General features: G+C 72.8%; 19 protein-coding genes and 3 tRNA genes. 12 read left to right on the top strand and 10 right to left on the bottom strand.

The window, feature by feature from the left end; genetic code table 11:
• Positions 1-108: 108 nt before the first annotated feature.
• The 5 genes from IE248_RS13565 to IE248_RS13545 all read left to right on the top strand — a co-directional run bounded on the left by IE248_RS13565 (position 109) and on the right by IE248_RS13545 (position 8,304).
• Positions 109-2,343, top strand: coding sequence for a DNA polymerase III subunit gamma and tau (locus tag IE248_RS13565; protein WP_190030862.1), 2,235 nt, complete (start codon positions 109-111; stop codon positions 2,341-2,343).
• Between the two features lie 60 nt (positions 2,344-2,403).
• Positions 2,404-3,657 (top strand): phosphoribosylamine--glycine ligase, encoded by a 1,254-nt coding sequence (gene purD / locus IE248_RS13560; protein ID WP_037797860.1) that lies wholly within the window; start codon positions 2,404-2,406, stop codon positions 3,655-3,657.
• A gap of 306 nt (positions 3,658-3,963) precedes the next feature.
• Entirely contained in the window at positions 3,964-5,583 is a 1,620-nt protein-coding gene (locus IE248_RS13555; RefSeq protein ID WP_008740961.1) for a M48 family metalloprotease, read from the top strand.
• A 250-nt stretch (positions 5,584-5,833) separates the two neighbouring features.
• A complete protein-coding gene (locus IE248_RS13550) occupies positions 5,834-7,315 on the top strand; it encodes a N,N-dimethylformamidase beta subunit family domain-containing protein (protein WP_190030861.1) in 1,482 nt (493 codons plus the stop codon).
• Between the two features lie 86 nt (positions 7,316-7,401).
• Positions 7,402-8,304 (top strand): phosphoribosylaminoimidazolesuccinocarboxamide synthase, encoded by a 903-nt coding sequence (locus IE248_RS13545; RefSeq protein ID WP_008740958.1) that lies wholly within the window; start codon positions 7,402-7,404, stop codon positions 8,302-8,304.
• Positions 8,305-8,350: 46 nt separating this feature from the next.
• Here IE248_RS13545 and IE248_RS13540 read toward each other — a convergent pair.
• From IE248_RS13540 to IE248_RS13505, 8 genes are all read right to left on the bottom strand, one after another.
• Positions 8,351-8,423: transfer RNA gene (locus IE248_RS13540), tRNA-Gly, on the bottom strand.
• A 24-nt stretch (positions 8,424-8,447) separates the two neighbouring features.
• A complete protein-coding gene (locus IE248_RS13535) occupies positions 8,448-9,059 on the bottom strand; it encodes a response regulator transcription factor (RefSeq protein WP_008740957.1) in 612 nt (203 codons plus the stop codon).
• Entirely contained in the window at positions 9,056-10,291 is a 1,236-nt protein-coding gene (locus tag IE248_RS13530; RefSeq protein ID WP_190030860.1) for a sensor histidine kinase, read from the bottom strand. The genes IE248_RS13535 and IE248_RS13530 overlap by 4 nt, the downstream gene beginning before the upstream one ends.
• 18 nt (positions 10,292-10,309) lie before the next feature.
• Complete coding sequence (locus tag IE248_RS13525) at positions 10,310-11,089, bottom strand: ABC transporter permease (protein ID WP_100583916.1); 780 nt, start codon at positions 11,087-11,089, stop codon at positions 10,310-10,312.
• A complete protein-coding gene (locus IE248_RS13520; RefSeq protein ID WP_190030859.1) occupies positions 11,086-12,039 on the bottom strand; it encodes an ABC transporter ATP-binding protein in 954 nt (317 codons plus the stop codon). The genes IE248_RS13525 and IE248_RS13520 overlap by 4 nt, the downstream gene beginning before the upstream one ends.
• A gap of 154 nt (positions 12,040-12,193) precedes the next feature.
• A tRNA-Gly gene (locus IE248_RS13515) sits at positions 12,194-12,266 on the bottom strand.
• Positions 12,267-12,347: 81 nt separating this feature from the next.
• Positions 12,348-12,419: transfer RNA gene (locus IE248_RS13510), tRNA-Gly, on the bottom strand.
• Positions 12,420-12,530: 111 nt separating this feature from the next.
• Positions 12,531-12,848, bottom strand: a complete 318-nt coding sequence (locus IE248_RS13505) for a histone-like nucleoid-structuring protein Lsr2 (protein ID WP_073774106.1) — start codon at positions 12,846-12,848, stop codon at positions 12,531-12,533.
• A gap of 345 nt (positions 12,849-13,193) precedes the next feature.
• Here IE248_RS13505 and purS point away from each other — a divergent pair, with 345 nt between their 5' ends.
• From purS to IE248_RS13480, 5 genes are all read left to right on the top strand, one after another.
• Positions 13,194-13,445 carry a phosphoribosylformylglycinamidine synthase subunit PurS gene (gene purS, locus IE248_RS13500; RefSeq protein ID WP_008740952.1) on the top strand — a complete coding sequence of 84 codons (252 nt, stop codon included), beginning with the start codon at positions 13,194-13,196 and terminating at the stop codon, positions 13,443-13,445.
• A gap of 2 nt (positions 13,446-13,447) precedes the next feature.
• Complete coding sequence (gene purQ, locus IE248_RS13495; RefSeq protein ID WP_008740951.1) at positions 13,448-14,128, top strand: phosphoribosylformylglycinamidine synthase subunit PurQ; 681 nt, start codon at positions 13,448-13,450, stop codon at positions 14,126-14,128.
• Positions 14,125-16,374, top strand: a complete 2,250-nt coding sequence (gene purL, locus IE248_RS13490) for a phosphoribosylformylglycinamidine synthase subunit PurL (protein WP_008740950.1) — start codon at positions 14,125-14,127, stop codon at positions 16,372-16,374. The genes purQ and purL overlap by 4 nt, the downstream gene beginning before the upstream one ends.
• A gap of 131 nt (positions 16,375-16,505) precedes the next feature.
• A complete protein-coding gene (locus IE248_RS13485) occupies positions 16,506-17,288 on the top strand; it encodes a maleylpyruvate isomerase family mycothiol-dependent enzyme (protein WP_037792749.1) in 783 nt (260 codons plus the stop codon).
• Positions 17,289-17,346: 58 nt separating this feature from the next.
• Positions 17,347-17,862, top strand: coding sequence for an META domain-containing protein (locus IE248_RS13480; RefSeq protein WP_190030858.1), 516 nt, complete (start codon positions 17,347-17,349; stop codon positions 17,860-17,862).
• A gap of 80 nt (positions 17,863-17,942) precedes the next feature.
• Here the strand turns inward: IE248_RS13480 and IE248_RS13475 are convergent, their stop codons facing one another.
• Entirely contained in the window at positions 17,943-19,346 is a 1,404-nt protein-coding gene (locus IE248_RS13475; RefSeq protein WP_100583920.1) for a sulfatase-like hydrolase/transferase, read from the bottom strand.
• Positions 19,347-19,483: 137 nt separating this feature from the next.
• Positions 19,484-19,579, bottom strand: coding sequence for a putative leader peptide (locus IE248_RS38560; protein WP_350877587.1), 96 nt, complete (start codon positions 19,577-19,579; stop codon positions 19,484-19,486).
• A gap of 147 nt (positions 19,580-19,726) precedes the next feature.
• Between IE248_RS38560 and purF the strand changes: the two genes are divergently transcribed.
• Positions 19,727-21,244 carry an amidophosphoribosyltransferase gene (purF, locus tag IE248_RS13470; protein ID WP_008740944.1) on the top strand — a complete coding sequence of 506 codons (1,518 nt, stop codon included), beginning with the start codon at positions 19,727-19,729 and terminating at the stop codon, positions 21,242-21,244.
• A 105-nt stretch (positions 21,245-21,349) separates the two neighbouring features.
• Entirely contained in the window at positions 21,350-22,420 is a 1,071-nt protein-coding gene (purM, locus tag IE248_RS13465; protein ID WP_073774112.1) for a phosphoribosylformylglycinamidine cyclo-ligase, read from the top strand.
• Positions 22,421-22,474: the final 54 nt, after the last annotated feature.

The following is a 22,474-nucleotide window of genomic DNA, read 5'->3' as shown; positions in this document are numbered from 1 at the left end:
CCGGGGCGGTTCCCCGGACGGTCCCCAGGCGGTCCCCGGTGGTTCCCGGGTGGATCCCGCGGGGTCGGCGGGCCGCTGTTGTCGGTGGGCCCGGATAACCTCGTAGACGTGTCGTCCCTTGCGCTGTACCGCCGCTACCGCCCCGAGTCGTTCGCCGAGGTCATCGGGCAGGAGCATGTCACTGTCCCCCTGATGCAGGCCCTGCGGAACAACCGGGTCAATCACGCGTACCTGTTCAGCGGTCCGCGAGGCTGTGGCAAGACCACCAGCGCGCGGATCCTGGCCCGCTGCCTGAACTGTGAGCAAGGTCCCACGCCCACCCCCTGCGGCGAGTGCCAGTCCTGCCGGGACCTGGCGCGCAACGGCCCCGGCTCGATCGACGTCATCGAGATCGACGCCGCTTCGCACGGTGGTGTGGACGACGCCCGTGACCTGCGGGAGAAGGCCTTCTTCGGGCCCGCCTCCAGCCGCTACAAGATCTACATCATCGACGAGGCGCACATGGTCACCTCGGCGGGCTTCAACGCCCTGCTGAAGGTGGTCGAGGAGCCGCCGGAGCACCTCAAGTTCATCTTCGCCACGACGGAGCCGGAGAAGGTCATCGGGACCATCCGGTCCCGGACCCACCACTACCCCTTCCGCCTCGTACCGCCCGGCACCCTGCGCGAGTACCTCGGCGAGGTCTGCGGGCGCGAGGGCGCCACCGTCGAGGACGGCGTGCTGCCGCTCGTCGTGCGGGCGGGCGCCGGGTCGGTGCGTGACTCCATGTCCGTCATGGACCAGCTGCTGGCCGGCGCCGCCGACCAGGGTGTGACGTACGCCATGGCCACCTCCCTGCTGGGGTACACCGACGGGTCGTTGCTGGACTCGGTGATCGACGCCTTCGCCGCCGGGGACGGCGCCGCCGCGTTCGAGGTCGTCGACCGCGTCGTCGAGGGCGGCAACGACCCGCGCCGCTTCGTCGCCGACCTGCTGGAGCGGCTGCGCGACCTGGTCATCCTGGCCGCCGTGCCCGACGCCGGGGAGAAGGGCCTGATCGACGCCCCCGCCGATGTCGTGGAGCGGATGCAGGCCCAGGCGTCGGTGTTCGGGGCCGCCGAGCTCAGCCGCGCCGCCGACCTGGTCAACACCGGGCTCACCGAGATGCGCGGCGCGACCTCGCCCCGGCTGCAGCTGGAGCTGATCTGCGCCCGCGTGCTGCTGCCCGCCGCCTTCGATGACGAGCGGTCCTTCCAGGCGCGCCTCGACCGCCTGGAGCGCGGTGGCATGGCCGCCGCGGCCGCGCTGGCGGCCCCGCCCGTCGGCGCCCCCGCCATGGGCTACGTGCCCGGCCCCGAGGCGCACGGCATGGCGCCCGCCGGTCCCGGCGGCGGTGTCGCGGCCGCGCGCGCGGCCGTACGGGGAGCGGGGCCGGAGGAGTCGGCCCCGCCCGCCCCCGCTGCCGCCCCGGCGCCGGTGGCGCAGGCTCCCGCGCCCGTTGCCGCCCCCGCCCCCGCGGCGCCCGAGCCGGCCCCGTCCCCCGTGGCTCCGCCCGCCGCCGAAGCCCCGGCCCCGGCCTCCGCGCCGGGTGCCTGGCCCGGCGCCGCCAAGCCCGGCTCCGGGGCCCCCGGTGCCTGGCCGGGAGCCTCCGCTCCCGCGGCCCCCGCTGCCGGTGCCTGGCCCAGCGCCGCCGCGCCCGGTACGGGGCCCGCCGCCCCGGCCCCGGCTCCCGCTCCGGCCGCCGCCCCCGCGGCCCCGGCTCCCGCCGCCCCGTCCCCCGGCATGGCCGCCGGCGCGGGCCAGGTGCAGGCGATGTGGCCCGGCGTGCTGGAGGCCGTCAAGAACCGGCGCCGCTTCACCTGGATCCTGCTCAGCCAGAACGCCCAGGTCACCGGCTTCGACGGGACGACCCTCCAGCTCGGCTTCCCCAATGTGGGCGCCCGCGACAACTTCGCGAGCAGCGGCAGCGAGGACGTCCTCAAGGCCGTCCTGGCCGAGCAGTTCCAGGTCAACTGGAAGATCGACGCCGTGGTCGGAGGCGGCGGTGGCGGCCAGCCCGCGCCCCAGGGTTCGTACGCGGCGCCGCCCGCGCCCGCCTACAACCCGCCGCCCGCCGCTCCCGCGGCCCCGGCCCGGCAGGATCCCGGCCCGCAGCAGTCCTCGTACCAGTCGTCGCAGCAGCAGCAGGGTCAGTCCGCGCCCGCGCAGCAGCCTCCCGTACGGCAGGCGCCGCCGCCGGTCGCGCCCGAGGACGACGTGCCCGAGGAGGATGATCCGGATCTGGTCGAGAGCGCGCTGACCGGGCACGACCTCATCGTGCGGGAGCTCGGGGCGACCGTTGTAGAGGAATATACGAACGAGTAGGGCCGTCTCATTGGGTGGCCGCACGAAAGAGAATCCGGAGCGCGGGCTACGCTTCATGCCGTGAAGGTCCTCGTCATCGGCGGCGGCGCCCGCGAACACGCCCTGTGCCGCTCTCTGTCCCTCGACCCCGACGTCTCCGCGCTCTACTGCGCTCCCGGCAACGCCGGCATCGCCGAGGTGGCGGAGCTGTACCCGGTCGACGCCCTCGACGGCGCGGCCGTAGCCGCGCTCGCCACCGAACTCGGCGCCGGCCTGGTCGTCGTCGGCCCGGAGGCCCCGCTGGTCGCCGGCGTCGCCGACGCGGTCCGCGCGGCCGGCATCCCCGTCTTCGGCCCGTCCGCCGAGGCGGCCCTGCTGGAGGGGTCCAAGGCGTTCGCTAAGGACGTGATGGCCGCCGCCGGGGTCCCGACCGCGCGCAGCTACGTCTGCACCACCCCGGAGGAGGTGGACGAGGCCCTCGACGCCTTCGGCGCCCCGTACGTCGTCAAGGACGACGGCCTCGCCGCCGGCAAGGGCGTCGTGGTCACCGCGGACCTGGCCGCCGCCCGCGCGCACGCGCTCGGCTGCGACCGCGTCGTCATCGAGGAGTTCCTCGACGGCCCCGAGGTGTCCCTCTTCGCCATCACCGACGGCGTCACCGTGCTGCCGCTCCAGCCCGCGCAGGACTTCAAGCGCGCGCTCGACGGCGACGAGGGCCCCAACACCGGCGGCATGGGCGCGTACTCCCCGCTGCCCTGGGCGGACCCGAAGCTGGTCGACGAGGTCATGGCGAGCGTCCTGCAGCCGACGGTCGACGAGCTCCGCCGCCGCGGCACCCCCTTCTCCGGCCTGCTCTACGCCGGCCTCGCGATCACCTCGCGCGGCGTACGCGTCATCGAGTTCAACGCCCGCTTCGGCGACCCGGAGACCCAGGTCGTCCTGGCCCGGCTGCGCACCCCGCTCGCGAGCGTGCTGCTGGGCGCCGCCACCGGCACCCTGCACACGGAGCCCCCGCTCAACTGGCGCGAGGACGCGGCCGTCACGGTGGTCATCGCCTCGCACAACTACCCCGAGACCCCGCGCACCGGGGACCCGATCGAGGGCCTGGCCGAGGTGGCCGCCGAGGACGCCCCCGAGGCGTACGTGCTGCACGCCGGGACCCGCCGCGAGGGCGACGCCGTCGTCAGTGCGGGCGGTCGCGTGCTGTCGGTGACGGCGACCGGTTCCGATCTGGCGCAGGCCCGCGAGCGGGCGTATAAGGCCGTCGGCCGGATCCGGCTGGACGGCTCGCAGCACCGCACGGACATCGCCGCGAAGGCGGCCGAGGGCCGCTGAGGCGCTGAACCGCCGATTCGCGGACTCCCCTGGACCCCGCGGGCCCGGTGCGCACACGGTGCGCCCGGGCCCGCGCGCATGCCCGCGTACGCCTGCATCCGCTCGCGTTCGAACGCACCCAGCTTTACCCAAAGCCATTCCATCGGGTGATCGTCACCCGGTCTGCCTGACGACCGCCCCGGCCCCAACTAGGGTGCGGCGCAAGCATTCCGGCACATGGCCCACCGGCATTGCGATGTCAGTGGCGGGTGTCACAGTGGGGGAGTGAGCAAAGCCGCCGCAGGGCAGAGGGGGTGAGGTCCGGCCGTGTCCGGAACCGGTTCGATCATGGAAGTGGGCGCGCCGTCCGCGCGCTCCCGGGCCCTCGCCGTGCTGCGGGTCCGCAGCAGGGCGCTGGCCGTCCTCCTGCTGCCCGCCGCGCTCGCGGTGGTGCTCGTGGCCGCCCGGATGACGGACCGGCTCCTCGCCGACCCCTGGCCCGCCGTGACCGTCGTGGTCTGTGCGGTCGCCGCGCTGGTGCTGCTGGCCGGCGGGGCCTTCGCCGCCGTGGTGCTGCGGGCGAGCCCCGCCGTGACGCCGACGGTGCCGCTCTCGGAGACCGCCGCGCCCGACCTCTACCGGCTCGTCCGGGACCTCGCCGACCGGATGGACGTGCCCGCGCCCTCCGCCATAGCCCTGACCCCGGACTGCGACAGCTGGCTGGAGGACCGTACGCATGCGGCGCACCGGCGCGGGTCCGGGAGCGGCGGCATATCCGCCGGTCCCGAGACCGAGCCGGGGGCGGCCCCGGTGCTGGTGATCGGCTCCCCGTTCCTGTGGTGGATGCGGGTCGCGGAGCTGCGGGCGGTGCTCGCCCCGGTCGTCGCGGGTACGGGACCCTCCGCGCACCCGGACATAGCCGATGCGCGGGGCTTCCTGCGCGGGCTCGACGCCGCCGTGGACATCGGCGGCCGGCGCGGTGCCGGCTGGATCGCCCGGCCCGCGCGGCTGCTGCTGCGGCTGTGCCGGGAGGACGCCGCCGAGATGGAGCGCGGGGTGGCCGCGGCCGCCTCGGCGCGTGCACAGGGTGTGGACTACGCGCTGCGGATCCTGGCCCAGGAGCAGGTCGGGCTGGCCTACGCGGGCTGGGACCGGCTGCTGACCCGGGTGGCGCTGCCCGCCTGGCGGATGGGCCGGTGGCCGGCGCGGCTCGACGCGGGCGTGGTCTCCGCGCTGACCGAGCTGTCCCGGCGGGACCGGCTGGCCGACGGGTTCACCTCGCGGCTGGGCGAGCGGCCCGCCTGCGACCTGCTGGAGCAGCCCGGCGTGATCGACGAGGCGGCCTCGCTGCTCGCCGCGCGGCTGTTCCACGGCGGTCCGGCCGAGGCCGGACCCGACTGGTCCCCGGTGGACTGGGCGGCGTATCCGGAAGAGGTCGTGGACCGCAAGTGGCGCACGGAGGCGTCCCGGCTGCACGCCGCCCTCGACGCGCTCGCCGTCCCGGCCGGTCCGGCCGCGGGCCCGGCGGGCCCGACGCTGGAGCGGGTGCTCGGCTATCTGACGGGCGCGGCCGGCGAGGGTGCGGCCGGGGAGGCGCTGGCCGGCCGGCTCAGCGGGGACCTGGCCCGGGAGGACCGCGCGGGCGGCCCCGGCGCGGCCCGGGACGCGGAGGCGGTGCCGCTGGTCCCGCTGCAGGCGCCGCGCAGCGCGCGGGACCTGCTGGCCGATCACGTGACGGCGCTGGTGTGCTGCGCGGCCGTGGACTCGGCCGGTGGCGCGCCGGGACTGGACTGGCTGGACGGCCCGGTGCTGCTGATCTCCGGCGACCGGCGTTCCGATCTCGCGCCCCACGTGCTGTGCCTCGTCGAGGACGGCGATCCCGAACCCCTGCGGGGCTGGCTCGCGGAGGTGGGCGTACGCCCGGAGAAGCCGGTCCGGCTGGTGTGAACCCGTCGCGCACCGCCGTGCCCCGCCCGTGCCCCTCGTGGCCGGGCGGTGCCCTCCCGGCCCGGTGTGACGCGCTCCGCCGCCGGGTAGACCCTCCCCCCGAACCTGTGCTCCCCCGTCGCAGGTACGGCCGGATATGGCGAACAGTGACGGAGTGCGTGCGTTATGTGATGTGCTGGGACCGCTCGCGACAGCCTCGTGGGCGCGGCCGCAGGCTGCGGCGTCCGGGGGAGTGAGGGAGGGGAACGGTATGGGTGCTGACCCGATCCGGCGGTGGGAGTCAGGTGCGCTCGCGCACGCGGTGAACGACCCCTTCGGCCAGGGCCCCCTGCCCTGGTTCCGGGGCAGCGAGCTCTACTTCGACGACACCGGCCATGTCGTCCCCTGGTACGTGGACCCCGCGGCGGCCGGCGCGGGCCAGATCCCCCGCGCCCGCGGCGCCGGCGGCCCCCGTACGGCGGACGACGTGCACCGGCAGATCAAAGGGTTCGCCTCCACCGGCGCGGTCGCCCCGGGCGAGGCCATCGACTTCCACATCACCGTCGATCCGCCCCAGCAGTTCTCCGTGGACGTCTACCGCATCGGCCACTACGGCGGTGACGGCGCCTCGAAGATCACCACCAGCCCGAGGCTCTCCGGCATCGTCCAGCCCGCCCCCCTCACGGCCGACCGCACCGTCTCCTGCCACCACTGGTGGCTCTCCTGGCGGCTCCAGGTCCCCTCGTACTGGAACCTCGGCGCGTACGTCGCGGTCCTGACCACCGCCGACGGCTACCGCTCCCACATCCCGTTCACGGTCCGGGACGACCACCCGGCCGATCTGCTGCTCCTGCTGCCCGACATCACCTGGCAGGCCTACAACCTCTATCCCGAGGATGGCCGGACCGGGGCCAGCCTCTACCACGCCTGGGACGAGGAGGGCCGGCTCCTCGGCGAGGCGGACGCGGCCGTCACCATCTCCTTCGACCGCCCCTACGCGGGCGCCGGCCTCCCGCTGCACGTGGGCCACGCCTACGACTTCATCCGCTGGGCCGAGCGCTACGGCTACGACCTCGCCTACGCCGACACCCGCGACCTGCACGCCGGCCGCGTCGACCCCACCCGCTACCGCGGCCTGGTCTTCCCCGGCCACGACGAGTACTGGTCGGCACCCATGCGCCGCACCGCCGAGCGCGCCCGCGACCACGGCACCTCGCTCGTCTTCCTCTCCGCGAACACCATGTACTGGCAGGTCGAGCTGGCGCCCTCCCCCTCCGGAGTGCCCGACCGGCTCCTCACCTGCCGAAAACGCCGGGGCCCCGGCCGTCCCTGCCTGTGGCGCGAGGTCGACCGCCCGGAGCAGCAACTGCTCGGCATCCAGTACGCGGGCCGGGTCCCCGAGCCCGCGCCGATGATCGTGCGCAACGCGACGCACTGGCTCTGGGACTCCACCGGCGCCGCCGAGAACGACGAGCTCGACGGTCTGGTCGCGGGCGAAGCCGACCGCTACTTCCCGCGCACCCAGCTCCCCGAGCACCAGGACCGGATCCTGCTCGCACACTCCCCGTACCTCGACGGCGAGGGGCACAAGCGCCACCAGGAGACCTCCCTCTACCGGGCGCCCAGCGGGGCCCTGGTCTTCGCCTCCGGCACCTTCGCCTGGTCCCCCGCGCTCGACCGGCCCGGGCACGTCGACGAGCGGGTCCAGCGCGCCACGGCCAACCTCCTCGACCGGATCTGCAAGCGCGACTGAGGTCCGGCCGGGCACCCCCTGGGGAGCGCGCGGGCCCGCGTACGGGAGAATGGGACCGCGCTCGTACAGAACCACAGGGAGACCCCGTGTCCGGATTCGTCGAAAAGCCCGAGCCGGTTCAGGTGCCCGGCCTCGTCCACCTCCACACCGGCAAGGTCCGCGACCTCTACCGCGACGAGGACGGCAACCTCGTCATGGTCGCCAGCGACCGGATGTCCGCCTTCGACTGGGTGCTCCCCACCGAGATCCCGGACAAGGGCCGCGTCCTCACCCAGCTCTCCCTCTGGTGGTTCGACCAGCTCCGGGACCTCGTGCCGAACCACGTCATCAGCACCGAACTCCCCGCCGGCGCCCCCGCCGACTGGGCCGGCCGCACGCTGATCTGCACGAGCCTCGACATGGTCCCCGTCGAGTGCGTGGCTCGCGGCTACCTCACCGGCTCGGGCCTCGTCGAGTACGACCAGACCCGCACCGTCTGCGGACTCGCCCTCCCCGAGGGCCTCGTGAACGGCTCCGAGCTGCCCGCGCCGATCTTCACCCCGGCCGCCAAGGCCGAGGTCGGCGAGCACGACGAGAACGTCTCCTACGAGGAGGTCGCGCGCACCACCGGCCCCGAGACGGCGGCGCTGCTGCGCCAGACCACGCTCGCCGTGTACGGCCGCGCCCGGGACATCGCCCGCGAGCGCGGGATCATCCTGGCCGACACCAAGTTCGAGTTCGGCTTCGACAAGGACGGCCGTCTGGTCGCCGGCGACGAGGTGCTGACCCCGGACTCCTCCCGCTTCTGGCCGGCCGACCAGTGGGAGCCGGGCCGGGCCCAGCCCTCGTACGACAAGCAGTTCGTCCGCGACTGGCTGGCCTCCCCGGCCTCCGGCTGGGATCGCAAGGGCGAGCTCCCGCCGCCGGCCCTCCCGCAGGAGGTCGTCGAGCAGACCCGCGCCAAGTACGTCGAGGCGTACGAGCGGCTCACCGGCCTGGCCTGGTCCTGAGACACGAAGAAGCCCCCGGTCGAGGACCGGGGGCTTCTTCGTTCTGAGCGGACAACGCGACTCGAACGCGCGACATCCACCTTGGCAAGGTGGTGCTCTACCAACTGAGCTATGTCCGCAGGTGCGCCGTAGCGCGGGACCTACTATACCCAACCTCGCTCCCGTGCGAGACGCACTGCCGTGTGCCGGTTCTCCGCGCCCAGCTTCGAGGCCGCCGAGGACAGGTAGTTGCGCACCGTCCCCTGCGACAGCGAGGCCCGCTCGGCGATCTCCGCGATCGGTGCCCCGTCCCCCGCCAGCTCCAGTACCTCCGCCTCGCGCGCGGTCAGCGGGGAATCTCCCGCGCTGATCGCGTCGGCCGCCAACTCCGGGTCCACGTAACGCCCTCCGGCGTGAACGGTCCGGATCAGCTCGGCCAGCCGCTGCGCCGACACCGTCTTCGGGGCGAAGGCCCGCACCCCCGCCGCGAGGGCCCGCTTCAGGTGCCCGGGACGGCCGTGACTCGTCACGATCATGGTTCGGATGCCCGGGAGTTCGGCCCGCAGCGCTGTGGCGACACTCACACCGTCCGCCCCCGGCATCTGCAGGTCCAGCACCGCCACGTCCGGCCGGTGCGCCCGCGCCATCGCGAGGGCCTCCGGCCCGGAGGCCGCCTCGGCGACGACCAGGAGGTCGTCCTCCAGGCCCAGCAGAGCGGCCAGCGCGCCCCGGATCAGGTGCTCGTCATCGGCCAGAAGTACGCGTACGGGGCTCATGCCCGCACCTCCACTCGTCTCAGTCCTCGGCCCGGGACCTCCGCCAGCAGCCGGAACCGGCCACCGTCCACGGGCCCCGCCCGCAGGGTGCCGTCCACCACCGCGAGCCGCTCCCGCAGCCCCGCGAGCCCCGATCCCGGCGGCCCGGCCGGCGCCTCGGGCGCCCCGTCGTTCTCCACCAGCAGGGTCAGCGCGCCCTCGTCGTCCGCCGTCAGCCGGATCAGGCAGGTGCGCGCGTCCCCGTGCCGCAGGACGTTCGTGGTCGCCTCCCGCACCACCCAGCCGAGCGCCGACTGCACTTCGGCGGGCAGCGCCCGGCCGGCCTCGAACTCGACCAGGCAGTCCATCCCGGCGGCGCTCAGCACCCCGCGCGCGCCCTCCAGCTCCACGGCCAGGTCCGCCTCGCGGTAGCCGCGCACCACGTCCCGCACCTCGCGCTGCGACTCCCGCGCGATCCGCTGCACCTCGATCATCTGGTCCACCGCCTCCGGGCGTTCGCGCCGGGCCAGCTGCACCGCCAGCTCGCTCTTGAGCGCGATCACCGCGAGGTTGCGGCCCATCACGTCGTGCAGGTCGCGCCCGAAGCGCAGCCGCTCCTCGGCCACCGCCAGCTGCGCCTGGAGCTCCCGGGCGTGGTCGAGCTCGTAGACGGTCTTCAGCAGCCACCCGGAGAACCCGTAGGCCAGGCTCATGAACAGGCCGGTCAGCAGCACCCCGACCGCGTACCCGCAGGCCTCTCCCACCCCCACGCCGAGCGCGAGCACCGTCAGCGCCGAACCGGCGGCCCAGGCCGGGGCGACGCACCACTTGCGCCACAGCCGCCCCACGCCCAGCACCAGCGAGCCGGTGGCGAAGCAGGTCATGCCCGTCACGATCGGCGCGGCCACCGCTCCCTGGAGCGTCCCCGCGCCGCGCAGCGCGATCAGGGTCAGGCAGCCCGCCGCCGTCAGGACCACCACCGTCACCGCGAGCCGCACCGGCCGCTCCCGGCGGCCCACGATCCAGTCGAGCGCGCGGGAGGTGTGGAAACCGGTCACCACGGCGTGTACGGACACCAGCAGCATGACCGCGATCGCGATCCCCGCCGGGGTCTCCTTGTCCGCCGCGCCCAGCGCGCTCAGCCCGAACGAGAAGATCTCAAGCAGCACGAAGGAGTGGAAGGACCAGCGCGTGTACAGCTCGACCTTCCCCGCGCTGCTGCGGTTCTTCCACCACCCGGTCAGCTTCGCCACGGCCCGTCCCCCCGACTTCTAGCGGCGCGGTTCCCAGCGGAACCACGTCCGGACAGCAAACACCGTGATCATGATCCAGGCCAGCGTGGTGAGCCCCGCCCACAGCAGGTCCCCGGTCTCGGCGCCGCCGGTCCAGCCGGCCCGCACCAGGGTCATCACACCGCTCAGCGGCAGCAGTTCGCACACCGTGGCCAGCTGCCCCGGCAGCGACTCCGGCGGCAGGAACAGCCCGGAGCCGAGCGCCGTCACCAGGAACAGCGGCAGCGTGGTGATGCCCGCGCTCTCCACGTTGCGGGTGAAGGAGCTCGTCAGCGCCGAGGCCCCGGCCAGCAGTACGACGGCGGCGAGCACCGCCGCGGCCAGCAGCAGCGGCTCGCGCGGCATCCGCGCGTCCAGGGCGGCCGCCCCGGCCACCGCGAGGACGAGGACCTGCCCGACGGCGAGGACCGCGGCGGGCAGCGCGGTCCCGGCCAGGATCTCCAGGTCCCGCGCCTCGCCGGTGCGCAGCCGCTTGAGGACGAGCTCCTCGCGCCGGGCCACGTAGGCGGAGACCAGGCTCATGTAGACGACGAGGACCAGCACCATGCCGATGCCGCCGGTCAAGGTGGCCTCGCCGAGGGACGCCCGGCCCTCGCCGCCGACGCCGTCCACGCCGCTCAGGGTCGAGCGCAGGACGAACACCATCAGCAGCGGCATCAGCAGCGCCACGGTCAGCGCGCCGCGGTTGCGCACCAGCAGGGTGAGCTCGGAGCGGCCCAGCGCGGCGAGCCGGCCGGGGTTCAGGGCCGGTGCGTTCATCGGGCTCCCGCCATCGGGCCGGTACGGCCGGCAGGGCCCCGGCGGTTCTCAGCGATCTCCAGGAAGGCCTCTTCCAGGGAGGCGGCGCGGGCGTCGAGCCCGGCGAGTTCGATCCCGGACTCCCCGGCCCAGCGCAGCAGCGTCCCGAGGTCGGCCTGGAGCCGTTCGGTACGGATCTCCACCCGCTGCCCCTCGGCCGCCGCGCACAGCGCCAGCGGGAGCCGGGCGGCGGGCACCCCCTGCGGCAGCGTGAAGCGGATCCGGGCGGGCCGCGCCCCGGTCACCTCGGCCGGGGTGCCGGTCAGGACCAGCTCGCCCTCGTGGAGGATCGCCAGCCGGTCGGCGAGTTCCTCCGCCTCCTCCAGGTAGTGCGTGGTCAGCAGCACCGTGGTGCCCTGCGCCCGCAGCTCCCGTACCAAGGCCCAGGTGTCGCGGCGGCCTTCGGGATCCATTCCGGTGGTGGGCTCGTCGAGGAACAGCACCTCGGGCCGCCCCAGCAGGGCCAGCGCCAGGTCCAGGCGCCGCCGCTCGCCGCCGGACAGCTGCTTGACGCGTACGGAGGACCGCGCGGCCAGGCCGACCAGTTCCAGCACCTCCGCCGCCGGGCGGGCGCCGGAGGTGACCCCGCCCCACATGCCGACGGTCTCGGCGACCGACAGGTCGGAGGGGAACCCGCCCTCCTGGAGCATCACCCCGGTGCGCGGGCGGACCCGGGCGCGCTGCCTGTACGGGTCGAGCCCGAAGATGCGCACCTGGCCGCCGCTGGGCGCGGCCAGCCCCTCCAGGAGCTCGACGGTGGAGGTCTTGCCCGCTCCGTTGGTGCCGAGCAGCGCGAAGACCTCGCCGCGCTCCACGGAGAAGGAGACGCCTCGGACGGCTTCGAACCCCCCGGCGTAGCCGCGGCGCAGTCCCTCGGCCCGGATCACTGTCCGGTGGTCGCTGTCAGTCATGGCTCAAGCCTCGCGGCGGCCCGGTGACGGCGGCAGTGCGCGCTGTCACGGCCCCCGATGACATTTGTCATCGGGCATCGCCATCGGGGTCCGGAGATGTGACCCAGGACATACGACAAAGGCCCCGATCGATGATCGGGGCCTTTGTTCTCTGAGCGGACGACGCGACTCGAACGCGCGACATCCACCTTGGCAAGGTGGTGCTCTACCAACTGAGCTACGTCCGCATGCTTGCGGCGACACGAATGTCGCTGCGATGCGTGCATCACTGTACCTGATCCACAACTGTGGCCGGTAAAGCGATGCAGAGCGGGTGACAGGGATTGCACACTGCGCCTCCCCCCTGGAAGGGGGGTGTTCTGCTACTGAACTACACCCGCACGACCTTCGGGGTTTTGGCCTTCCGGCCTCGCCCCTCGGCGTGATCCACACACTAGCCGATCAGAGGGGGTGGATGCCAAATCCGGGGTCGGCCCGGCCCCGGGAGCGGCTCAGTGGGCCTCGTTGTAGGCCTCGTAGACCCGCTTCGGGATGCGACCGCGCGGCGGCACGTCGAGCTGGTTGGACCGGGCCCAGGCCCGGACGACGGCCGGGTCCGGCGCGATCGCGGTGTGCTTGAAGGCCTTCCCCGAGCGCGACTGGCGGCGGCCGGCGGCCACGAAGGGGGCCAGGCTCTTCCGCAGTTTCTTTGCGTTGGTCTCATTGAGGTCGATCTCGTACGACTTACCGTCCAGAGCGAACACGACCGTTTCCGTCGCGTCTCCGCCGTCGATGTCGTCGGAGATCGTGACTACTACGCGCTGCGCCACGGATATCGGTCCCTTCGTGCGACCTCGCGCCACGTGCTGACGTGCGGTGATGTCGACTGTGTGGATGTTTCGGAGCAATGCGACTTTCGCCGCCCGTTGTGAAGCGGCAAAACTCGCGGTGCCGAGGGATTCCTTTGTACCGTGATTCCCTTTGAATTGCGAAGCCCAGTTAATTGTCTCCGCGTGTCCCGCCGCAATCCCGGGCGCGTGGTTTTCCGGTGGATTTTGCGAAGCGTTGGTGAAGCCGAAACCGCCCGGGGATCAAGGTGAACACATATCTACCCGCGTAGAAATTTCGGCCGGGTACGCTGATGGAACCGCCTTCGCACCAACCACCCAACGGGAGTGCCAGTGGCACGCGTCGTAGTCGACGTCATGCTCAAGCCGGAGATCCTCGACCCTCAGGGCCAGGCGGTGCAGCGTGCACTGCCGCGCCTGGGCTTCGAGGGGATCGCCGACGTCCGCCAGGGGAAGCGCTTCGAACTGGAGGTGGAGGGACCGGTCGACCAGGCCGCCCTCGACCGCATCCACAAGATGGCCGAAACGTTCCTCGCCAACACCGTCATCGAAGACTTCACCGTGAAGGTCGAGGCCTGACGGTGACCACTCGCATCGGAGTCGTCACGTTCCCCGGAACGCTCGACGACCGTGACTCGCTGCGCGCCGTCCGCCTCGCGGGGGCCGAGCCGGTCTCGCTGTGGCACCGCGACAAGGACCTGCACCAGGTCGACGCGGTCGTCCTCGCGGGCGGCTTCTCCTACGGGGACTACCTGCGCGCCGGAGCCATCTCCCGCTTCTCGCCGGTGATGGAGACCATCATCGAGCAGGCCAAGGCCGGCATGCCCGTCCTCGGCATCTGCAACGGCTTCCAGGTCCTCACCGAGGCGCACCTGCTGCCGGGGGCGATGCTCCGGAACAACCACCTGCACTTCATCTGCCGCGACCAGAAGCTGCGGGTGGAGAACGCGGAGACCGCGTGGACCGGTGACTACACCGCCGGCCAGGAGATCTCCGTACCGCTCAAGAACATGGACGGCCGCTACGTCGCCGACGAGCGCGTGCTCGACGAGCTGGAGGCCGAAGGCCGAGTGGCCTTCCGGTACGTCGACATGAACCCGAACGGGTCGCTCCGCGACATCGCCGGCATCACCAACGCCGCCGGCAACGTCGTCGGCCTGATGCCGCACCCCGAGCACGCGGTCGAGCCGCTGATCGGGACGGGCCGCACCGACGGCCTCCCGTTCTTCACGTCGGTCCTGAAGAAGCTGGTCTCCGCATGAGCCTCGACACGGTCAAGAACGCCACCGAAACCCCGGACGCCTCCCAGCCCTGGAAGGAACTCGGCCTCAAGGAGGACGAGTACGCCCGGATCCGCGAGATCCTCGGCCGCCGCCCGACCGGCGCCGAGCTCGCCATGTACTCCGTCATGTGGTCCGAGCACTGCTCCTACAAGAGCAGCAAGGTCCACCTGAAGCAGTTCGGCGAGAAGGCCCCCGAGAACACGGCCATGCTCGTCGGCATCGGCGAGAACGCCGGCGTCGTCGACGTCGGCCAGGGGTACGCGGTCACCTTCAAGGTGGAGTCGCACAACCACCCCTCGTACATCGAGCCCTACCAGGGCGCGGCCACCGGCATCGGCGGCATCGTCCGCGACATCCTCGCCATGGGCGCCCGCCCGGTCGCCGTCGTGGACCCGCTGCGCTTCGGCGCGGCCGACCACCCCGACACCAAGCGCGTCCTGCCGGGCGTGGTCGCGGGCATCGGCGGCTACGGCAACTGCCTGGGCCTGCCGAACATCGGCGGCGAGGTCGTCTTCGACGCCTGCTACCAGGGCAACCCGCTCGTCAACGCCGGCTGCATCGGCGTGATGAAGCACGAGGACATCCACCTGGCCAAGGCCTCCGGCCCCGGCAACAAGGTCATCCTCTACGGCGCCCGCACGGGCGGCGACGGCATCGGCGGCGTGTCCGTGCTGGCCTCGGAGACGTTCGACGACTCCAAGCCGACCAAGCGCCCCGCCGTCCAGGTCGGCGACCCCTTCCAGGAGAAGCTCCTCATCGAGTGCACCCTGGAGATCTTCAAGGAGAAGCTGGTCGCGGGCATCCAGGACCTCGGCGGCGCCGGGCTCTCCTGCGCGACGAGCGAGCTGGCCTCCGCCGGTTCCGGCGGCATGCGCGTCGAGCTCGACACCGTGCCGCTGCGCGACGCGACCCTCTCGCCCGAGGAAATCCTCATGAGCGAGTCGCAGGAACGCATGTGCGCGATCGTCGAGCCGCAGCACGTCGACCGCTTCCTGGAGATCTGCGAGAAGTGGGACGTCATCGCCACCGTCATCGGTGAGGTGACCGAGGGCGAGCGCCTGGAGATCTTCTGGCACGGCGAGCAGATCGTGGACGTGCCGCCCGGCACCGTCGCCCACGAGGGCCCCGTCTACAACCGCCCGTACGCCCGCCCCGAGTGGCAGGACGCCCTCCAGGCCGACGACGCGGGCAAGCTGCCCCGCCCGCAGACCTCCGAGGAGCTCCGCGCGCAGGTCCTGGCGCTGGTCTCGTCCCCGAACCAGGCCTCGAAGTCCTGGGTCACCGACCAGTACGACCGCTTCGTCCAGGGCAACACGGTGCTGTCGCAGCCCGAGGACGCCGGCATGGTCCGCATCGACGAGGACACCAACCTCGGCGTGGCCATGGCGACGGACGGCAACGGCCGCTTCGCGAAGCTCGACCCGTACACGGGCGCGCAGCTCGCGCTGGCCGAGGCGTACCGCAACGTCGCCGCGACCGGCGCCAAGCCGCTCGCGATCTCCGACTGCCTGAACTTCGGCTCGCCCGAGGACCCGGGCGTCATGTGGCAGTTCGCCGAGGCCACCCGCGGTCTCGCGGACGGCTGCCTGGAGCTGGGCACCCCGGTGACCGGCGGCAACGTCTCGCTATACAACCAGACCGGTGACATCGCGATCCACCCGACCCCGGTCGTGGCGGTCCTCGGTGTGATCGACGACGTCAACCGCCGTACGCCGATGGCGTTCGCGGAGGCCGGCCAGCTGCTGTACCTGCTGGGCGACACGGCCGCGGAGTTCGGCGGCTCGGCCTGGTCGCAGGTCGTCCACGACCACCTCGGCGGCATGCCCCCGAAGGTGGACCTGGGCCGCGAGAAGCTGCTCGGCGAGATCCTGATCTCGGGCTCCCGCGACGGCATGATCGACGCCGCGCACGACCTCTCGGACGGCGGCGTCATCCAGGCGCTGACCGAGTCCTGCCTGCGCGGCGGCAACGGCGCGCGGATCGTGGTGCCGGAGGGTCTGGACGCGTTCACCTTCCTGTTCTCCGAGTCGGCGGGCCGGGCCATCGTGTCCGTACCGCGCAGCGAGGAGCTCCGCTTCACCGACATGTGCGGTGCGCGGGGCCTGCCGGCCACCCGCATCGGCGTGGTGGACGGCGAGGAGATCGAGATCCAGGGCGAGTTCACGCTCCCGCTGGCCGAGCTCCGCGAGGCGCACGAGGCGACGATCCCGGCGCTGCTGGCCTGAGCCACGGCGACGGCCGACGAAGCCGGACCGAAGCCCCGCACGGACCGCCGTGCGGGGCTTCGGCGTTCCCGCGGCGGTGGCGGTGGCGGTGGTGGCTGCGGGGGCGGCGACCGATCGGGCAGACTCCCGGCATGGCACCCAAGACCCGCAGGTACGACGCCGCGAAGATCAGGGCGGCCGTGACGGCGCAGTTCGGCCACGTCGCCGACGCCGTCGCGGAGCTGACCCCCGGGCAGCTGGCGCGGCCCAGCGGACTCGGGGACTGGACCGTGGGCGATCTGGCCGCGCACATCGCGTGGATCGCGGACTCGCTGGGCGCCGGTCTGGAACGGCCGCCCGCCGCGGTCGCCGAGCTGTCGGTCACCGAATGGCCCTCCGCCACCGCCTCCCTCGCCGGGCGGATCGCCGAGGCGGCCAAGGAGACCCTGGACGGCGGACCGCTGCCCGAGCTGTTCGCGCGGGCCGGCGAACGGCTGGCGGCCGGGCTCGCTGCGAACCGCGGCGACCGGGTGCTGAGCCTGTGGACCGGGGCCATGACCCTGGCCGACTTCATGGTCACCCGGGCCGTGGAACTGGTGGTGCACACCGACGACCTGAACCGGGCCGCGGGCCTGGACATCCCGATCGAGCGGCAGGCCCTCGCCGCCTGCACCCGGCTGCTCGCCGACGCCCTCGCGGTCAGCGCGCCGGGCGCCTCGGTGGAGGTGCGCATCCCGCCGTTCGCGGTGGTCCAGTGCGTGGCGGGGCCCCGGCACACCCGCGGCACCCCGCCGAACGTGGTGGAGACCGACCCGCTGACCTGGATCCGGCTCGCGACGGGCCGTACGCAGTGGGCCGAGGCGGTGTCCGCAGCGCGGGTCAGCGCCAGCGGGGAGCGGGCGGACCTGTCGGCGCTCCTCCCCCTGCTGGGCTGAGCGGACCCGGACGGCCCAGCGGGCGGAACCGGCGCGGCCGGGCATCCGTCCCAGGGGCATGCGTACCTTCCGGCACGTCCCCGTCGCCCTGGCCGCCGCGCTCGTCGTGGCCGCCGCCGCCACCGCGTGCGGTGACGGCGGCGCGGCCCTGATGGCGCAGAACCCGCACCCCGCGACCGGCACGGTCACGCTCACCGCACCGGCCCCCGACACCCCGCTGACCGCCACCGAATGGACCGTGGACTCCCTGCTCGGCGGGGCCACCGCGGCCTCCCTCCCTGCCGGCGCCGCCGGCCGGGCCCGGTTCACGATCGCCGCCGACGGGGCCGTGAGCGGCAGCCTCGGCTGCAACCGGTTCCGCGCCCCGGTCACCGTCTCGGGCGCCTCCCTCACCGTCGGCCCGCTCACCACGACCCGGATGGCCTGCGAGGGCGGCCCCGGCGAGGTCGAGCGGACGCTGACGGGGCTGTTCGGCAGCGGCCCGCTCGGCTGGCGGATCCGGGACCGGACCCTGACGCTCAGCGCGCCCGACGGGACGGGCCTGACCGCCCGGGCCGCCCCCGCGGCCGGTTAGCGACCGAGCAGCCGGGGCCGAGCAAGCCCCTGCCGCCGAGCCGTCGAGCCGTCGAGCCGCCGAGCGGCCGGCGGACGGGCTCAGGCCGGGTACGGGAGCAGGCCCGCGTCGGTCTTCTCCCACGCCGCCCGCAGCCGTGCCAGCCGGTCCGGCTCCGCCGCCGCCCGGTCGGCCTGTTCGCGGAGGTCCCCGGCCAGGTTGAACAGCTGGTCCCGGCCCGTCTTGCCCCGGTAGTACTTCCAGTCCCCGCGGCGCAGCGCCCGCTCCCCGCGCACCCGCCAGAACAGGTCCCGCTCCGCCGCCTTCTCGCCGCGCAGCAGGTACCCGGCCAGGCTCGCCCCGTCCAGCGGGTACGCCCGGTGCGGCCGGGTCCCGGCCAGCTCCAGCAGCGTCGCCGTCCAGTCCGGGCTGAACACCGGGACGTGGCTGACCTGGCCGCCGTCGATCCGGGCGGGCCAGCGCAGGATGTTCGGCACCCGGATGCCGCCCTCCTGGAGCGAGGCCTTGTTGCCGGAGAGCGGCCAGTTGTACGAGAAGCGCTCGCCGCCGTTGTCGCTGGAGAAGACGACCAGGGTGTCGTCCTCCTGCCCGGAGCGCTTCAGCGCCTTCAGCACCTCGCCGACCGAGCGGTCGAGGTCCTCCACCATCTGCTGGTACTTCTCGACCGATCCGCCGTCCTGGTGCCACAGCGCGCGGCCGTCGCCCGCCTTGATCCGGCGGACGATCTCGGCGCTCTGTTCGGTGTCCCCGTCCGCGATCCACGGCCAGTGCGGGGTGGTGAAGTTCAGGTTCAGCAGCCAGGGCCTGCCGCCGTGGTCGCGGGAGACGTACTCGCTCGCCCGCTCGGTGATGATCCGGGTGTAGTAGCGCAGGTCCTTGTACTCGGCGTCGCCCTCGTAGAGGTCGTACTCGCCGCCCAGGCCCAGCTTCGAGTAGTACTCCAGCGCGCCGCCGAAGTTGCCGAAGAACTCCTCCCACCCGGAGCGGGTGGGGCTGTAGTCGGGCAGGTAGCCCGCGTGCCACTTGCCGATCAGCGCGGTCGCGTACCCGGCGTCCCGCAGCAGCGAGGCCAGCGTCGGGTGGGTGGGCTCCAGGCCGGCGGACCTGTCGGCGATGGGCTCGGCCAGACCGCCCTCGGTGCGGCCCGGGTAGCGCCCGGTGTACAGGCTGAACCGGGTCGGGGAGCAGGTCGCCGAGCCGGCGTAGGCGTCGGTGAACCGGACGCCCTGCCGGGCGAGCCGGTCCAGGTTCGGGGTCTTGATGTGCGGCGAGCCGTACGAGGACAGGTCGGCCCAGCCGAGGTCGTCCCCGAGGATGAACAGGATGTTCGGACGGCGCGAGCGACGCTCCCGCGCGGCCCGGAACGGACGCTCCGAACGGCCCTCCCGAGGGGCCTCGGAAGCGGCGGCCGGACCGCCCCCGAGCCCCACCGCGGCGGCCGCCGCGCCCACTCCGACGGCACCTCCGAACGTACGACGGGACACATTGCTGTTGTACGAAGACACAAGGACTCCAAGGCGCGGCCCGGCCGCCCCGCCCCGGGCGGGCGCGGGGACGGCGCGCGGCACGGCGGGGCGGGGCTGGGCGGAGCGAAAAGGGAAAGGGGGAGAAAGAGTTGTGGCTACGCGGGACAGCGACAGATGGCGCTCGCGACACGGACCAGGTCTACGTGGCGGCGCTCAACGAGGGTGACTGATCGGTCACCGAGAGGCTGCATGGGGCGAGAGCCTGTACGAATCCTCTTGTAGATGTCAACAAAGGATCCGAATACCGAGACGGGGGTCTGCCGTCACCCTCTGTGCTGTGACATTTCCCGGCCATCCCCAATTCGGACCGGTGGTCGATCTCGCCTACACTCGGGGGCGTGCCTCGTGGTGATGGACGACTCAACCACGACCTGCTCCCCGGCGAAAAGGGCCCCCAGGACGCTTGCGGCGTCTTCGGTGTCTGGGCTCCGGGTGAAGAGGTCGCCAAGCTCACCTACTTCGGACTGTATGCATTGCAGCACCGCGGACAAGAGTCCGCGGGCATCGCTGTGAGCAACGGTTCCCAGATCCTCGTCTTCAAGGACATGGGCCTCGTTTCCCAGGTCTTCGACGAAACCTCTCTCGGCTCGCTCCAAGGTCATATCGCGGTCGGTCACGCCCGCTACTCGACCACCGGAGCCTCCGTCTGGGAGAACGCCCAGCCGACCTTCCGCGCGACCGCCCACGGCTCCATTGCCCTGGGTCACAACGGCAACCTGGTGAACACCGCCGAGCTTGCCGAGATGGTCGCCGACCTCCCCCGTCAGGACGGCCGTGCCACCCAGGTGGCGGCCACCAACGACACCGACCTCGTGACGGCCCTGCTCGCCGGCCAGACCGACGACGAGGGCAAGCCCCTGACCATCGAGGAGTCGGCCGCCAAGGTCCTGCCTCAGGTCAAGGGCGCCTTCTCGCTCGTGTTCATGGACGAGGGGACCCTCTACACCGCCCGTGACCCGCAGGGCATCCGCCCGCTGGTCCTCGGCCGCCTGGAGCGCGGCTGGGTGGTCGCGAGCGAGACCGCCGCCCTCGACATCTGCGGCGCCAGCTTCGTCCGCGAGGTCGAGCCGGGCGAGCTCATCGCGATCGACGAGAACGGTCTGCGCTCCTCTCGTTTCGCGGAAGCAAAGCCCAAGGGCTGTGTCTTCGAGTACGTCTACCTGGCGCGCCCGGACACCGACATCGCCGGCCGGAACGTCTACCTCTCGCGTGTCGAGATGGGCCGGCGCCTGGCCAAGGAAGCCCCGGCGGACGCCGACCTGGTGATAGCGACGCCGGAATCCGGCACGCCCGCCGCCGTCGGATACGCCGAAGCCAGCGGGATCCCGTACGGATCCGGCCTGGTCAAGAACGCCTACGTCGGCCGGACCTTCATCCAGCCCTCGCAGACGATCCGCCAGCTCGGCATCCGCCTGAAGCTCAACCCGCTCAAGGAAGTCATCCGCGGCAAGCGGCTGGTGGTCGTAGACGACTCGATCGTCCGCGGCAACACCCAGCGCGCCCTCGTCAAGATGCTCCGCGAGGCCGGCGCGGCCGAGGTCCACATCCGGATCTCCTCGCCGCCGGTGAAGTGGCCGTGCTTCTTCGGCATCGACTTCGCCACCCGGGCCGAGCTGATCGCCAACGGCATGACGGTCGACGAGATCGCCACGTCACTCGGCGCGGACTCGCTCTCGTACATCTCGATCGACTCGATGATCGAGGCGACGACGATCCAGAAGCCCAACCTCTGCCGTGCCTGCTTCGACGGCGAGTACCCCATGGAGCTGCCCGACCCGCAGCTGCTGGGCAAGCAGCTTCTGGAGAGCGAGCTGGCGGGCGGCACCGACGCCGCCGACGCGCTCCGGCGCCCGTAGCCGGCAGCCCGTAACCCTGGCTCAACCTGCGCTGGGCCCTGCCTTTCCAGCTTCTCCCAGGGCCCAGCACCACACGCAGCAACGACACGAAAGCTCTCTCCTGTCATGACAGAGAAGACCACCGGTGCCAGCTACGCAGCCGCGGGCGTCGACATCGAAGCCGGAGACCGCGCGGTCGAGCTGATGAAGGAGTGGGTGAAGAAGACGCAGCGCCCCGAGGTCCTCGGCGGCCTCGGCGGATTCGCCGGCCTCTTCGACGCCTCCGCCCTCAAGCGCTACGAGCGCCCGCTGCTGGCCTCCGCCACCGACGGGGTCGGCACCAAGGTCGACATCGCCCGCCAGCTCGGCGTGTACGACACCATCGGCCACGACCTGGTCGCGATGGTCATGGACGACATCGTCGTCTGCGGTGCCGAGCCGCTCTTCATGACCGACTACATCTGCGTCGGCAAGGTTCACCCCGAGCGTGTCGCGGCGATCGTCAAGGGCATCGCCGAGGGCTGTGTCCTCGCCGGCTGCGCCCTGGTCGGCGGCGAGACCGCCGAGCACCCGGGCCTGCTGGGCCCGGACGACTTCGACGTGGCGGGCGCCGGCACCGGTGTCGTCGAGTACGACCGGCTGCTCGGCGCGGATCGCATCCGTACGGGTGACGCCGTCATCGCCATGGCGTCCTCCGGGCTTCACTCGAACGGGTACTCGCTGGTCCGGCACGTGCTCTTCGACCGCGCCAAGATGTCGCTGGAGAGCCACGTCGAGGAACTCGGCCGGACCCTCGGCGAGGAGCTCCTGGAGCCCACCAAGATCTACTCGCTGGACTGCATGGCCCTCACCCGTACGGCCGAGGTGCACGCGTACTCGCACATCACCGGCGGCGGCCTCGCCGCCAACCTGGCCCGGGTGATCCCGGACCACCTGCACGCCACGGTCGACCGTACGACCTGGGCCCCCGGCGCCATCTTCGACCTGGTCGGCAAGGCCGGACAGGTCGAGCAGCTGGAGCTGGAGAAGACCCTGAACATGGGCGTCGGCATGATGGCCGTGGTCCCGCAGGAATCGGTGGAAGTGGCCCTGACCGCGCTGGCCGACCGGGGCGTTGACGCCTGGGTCGCGGGCGAGATCCTGGACCGGGGCGACCGCAGCGAGGGCGCGACCCTGACCGGTACCTACGCGAGCTGAGCAGCACTGAACCCGGTCCGGGGCGAAGGCCCTGGACCGGGTTCAGTGTTTTGA

Source organism: Streptomyces goshikiensis (genome assembly GCF_014650555.1).
GTDB lineage: Bacteria > Actinomycetota > Actinomycetes > Streptomycetales > Streptomycetaceae > Streptomyces > Streptomyces goshikiensis.
This window is presented reverse-complemented; position numbering and strand designations above follow the sequence as displayed.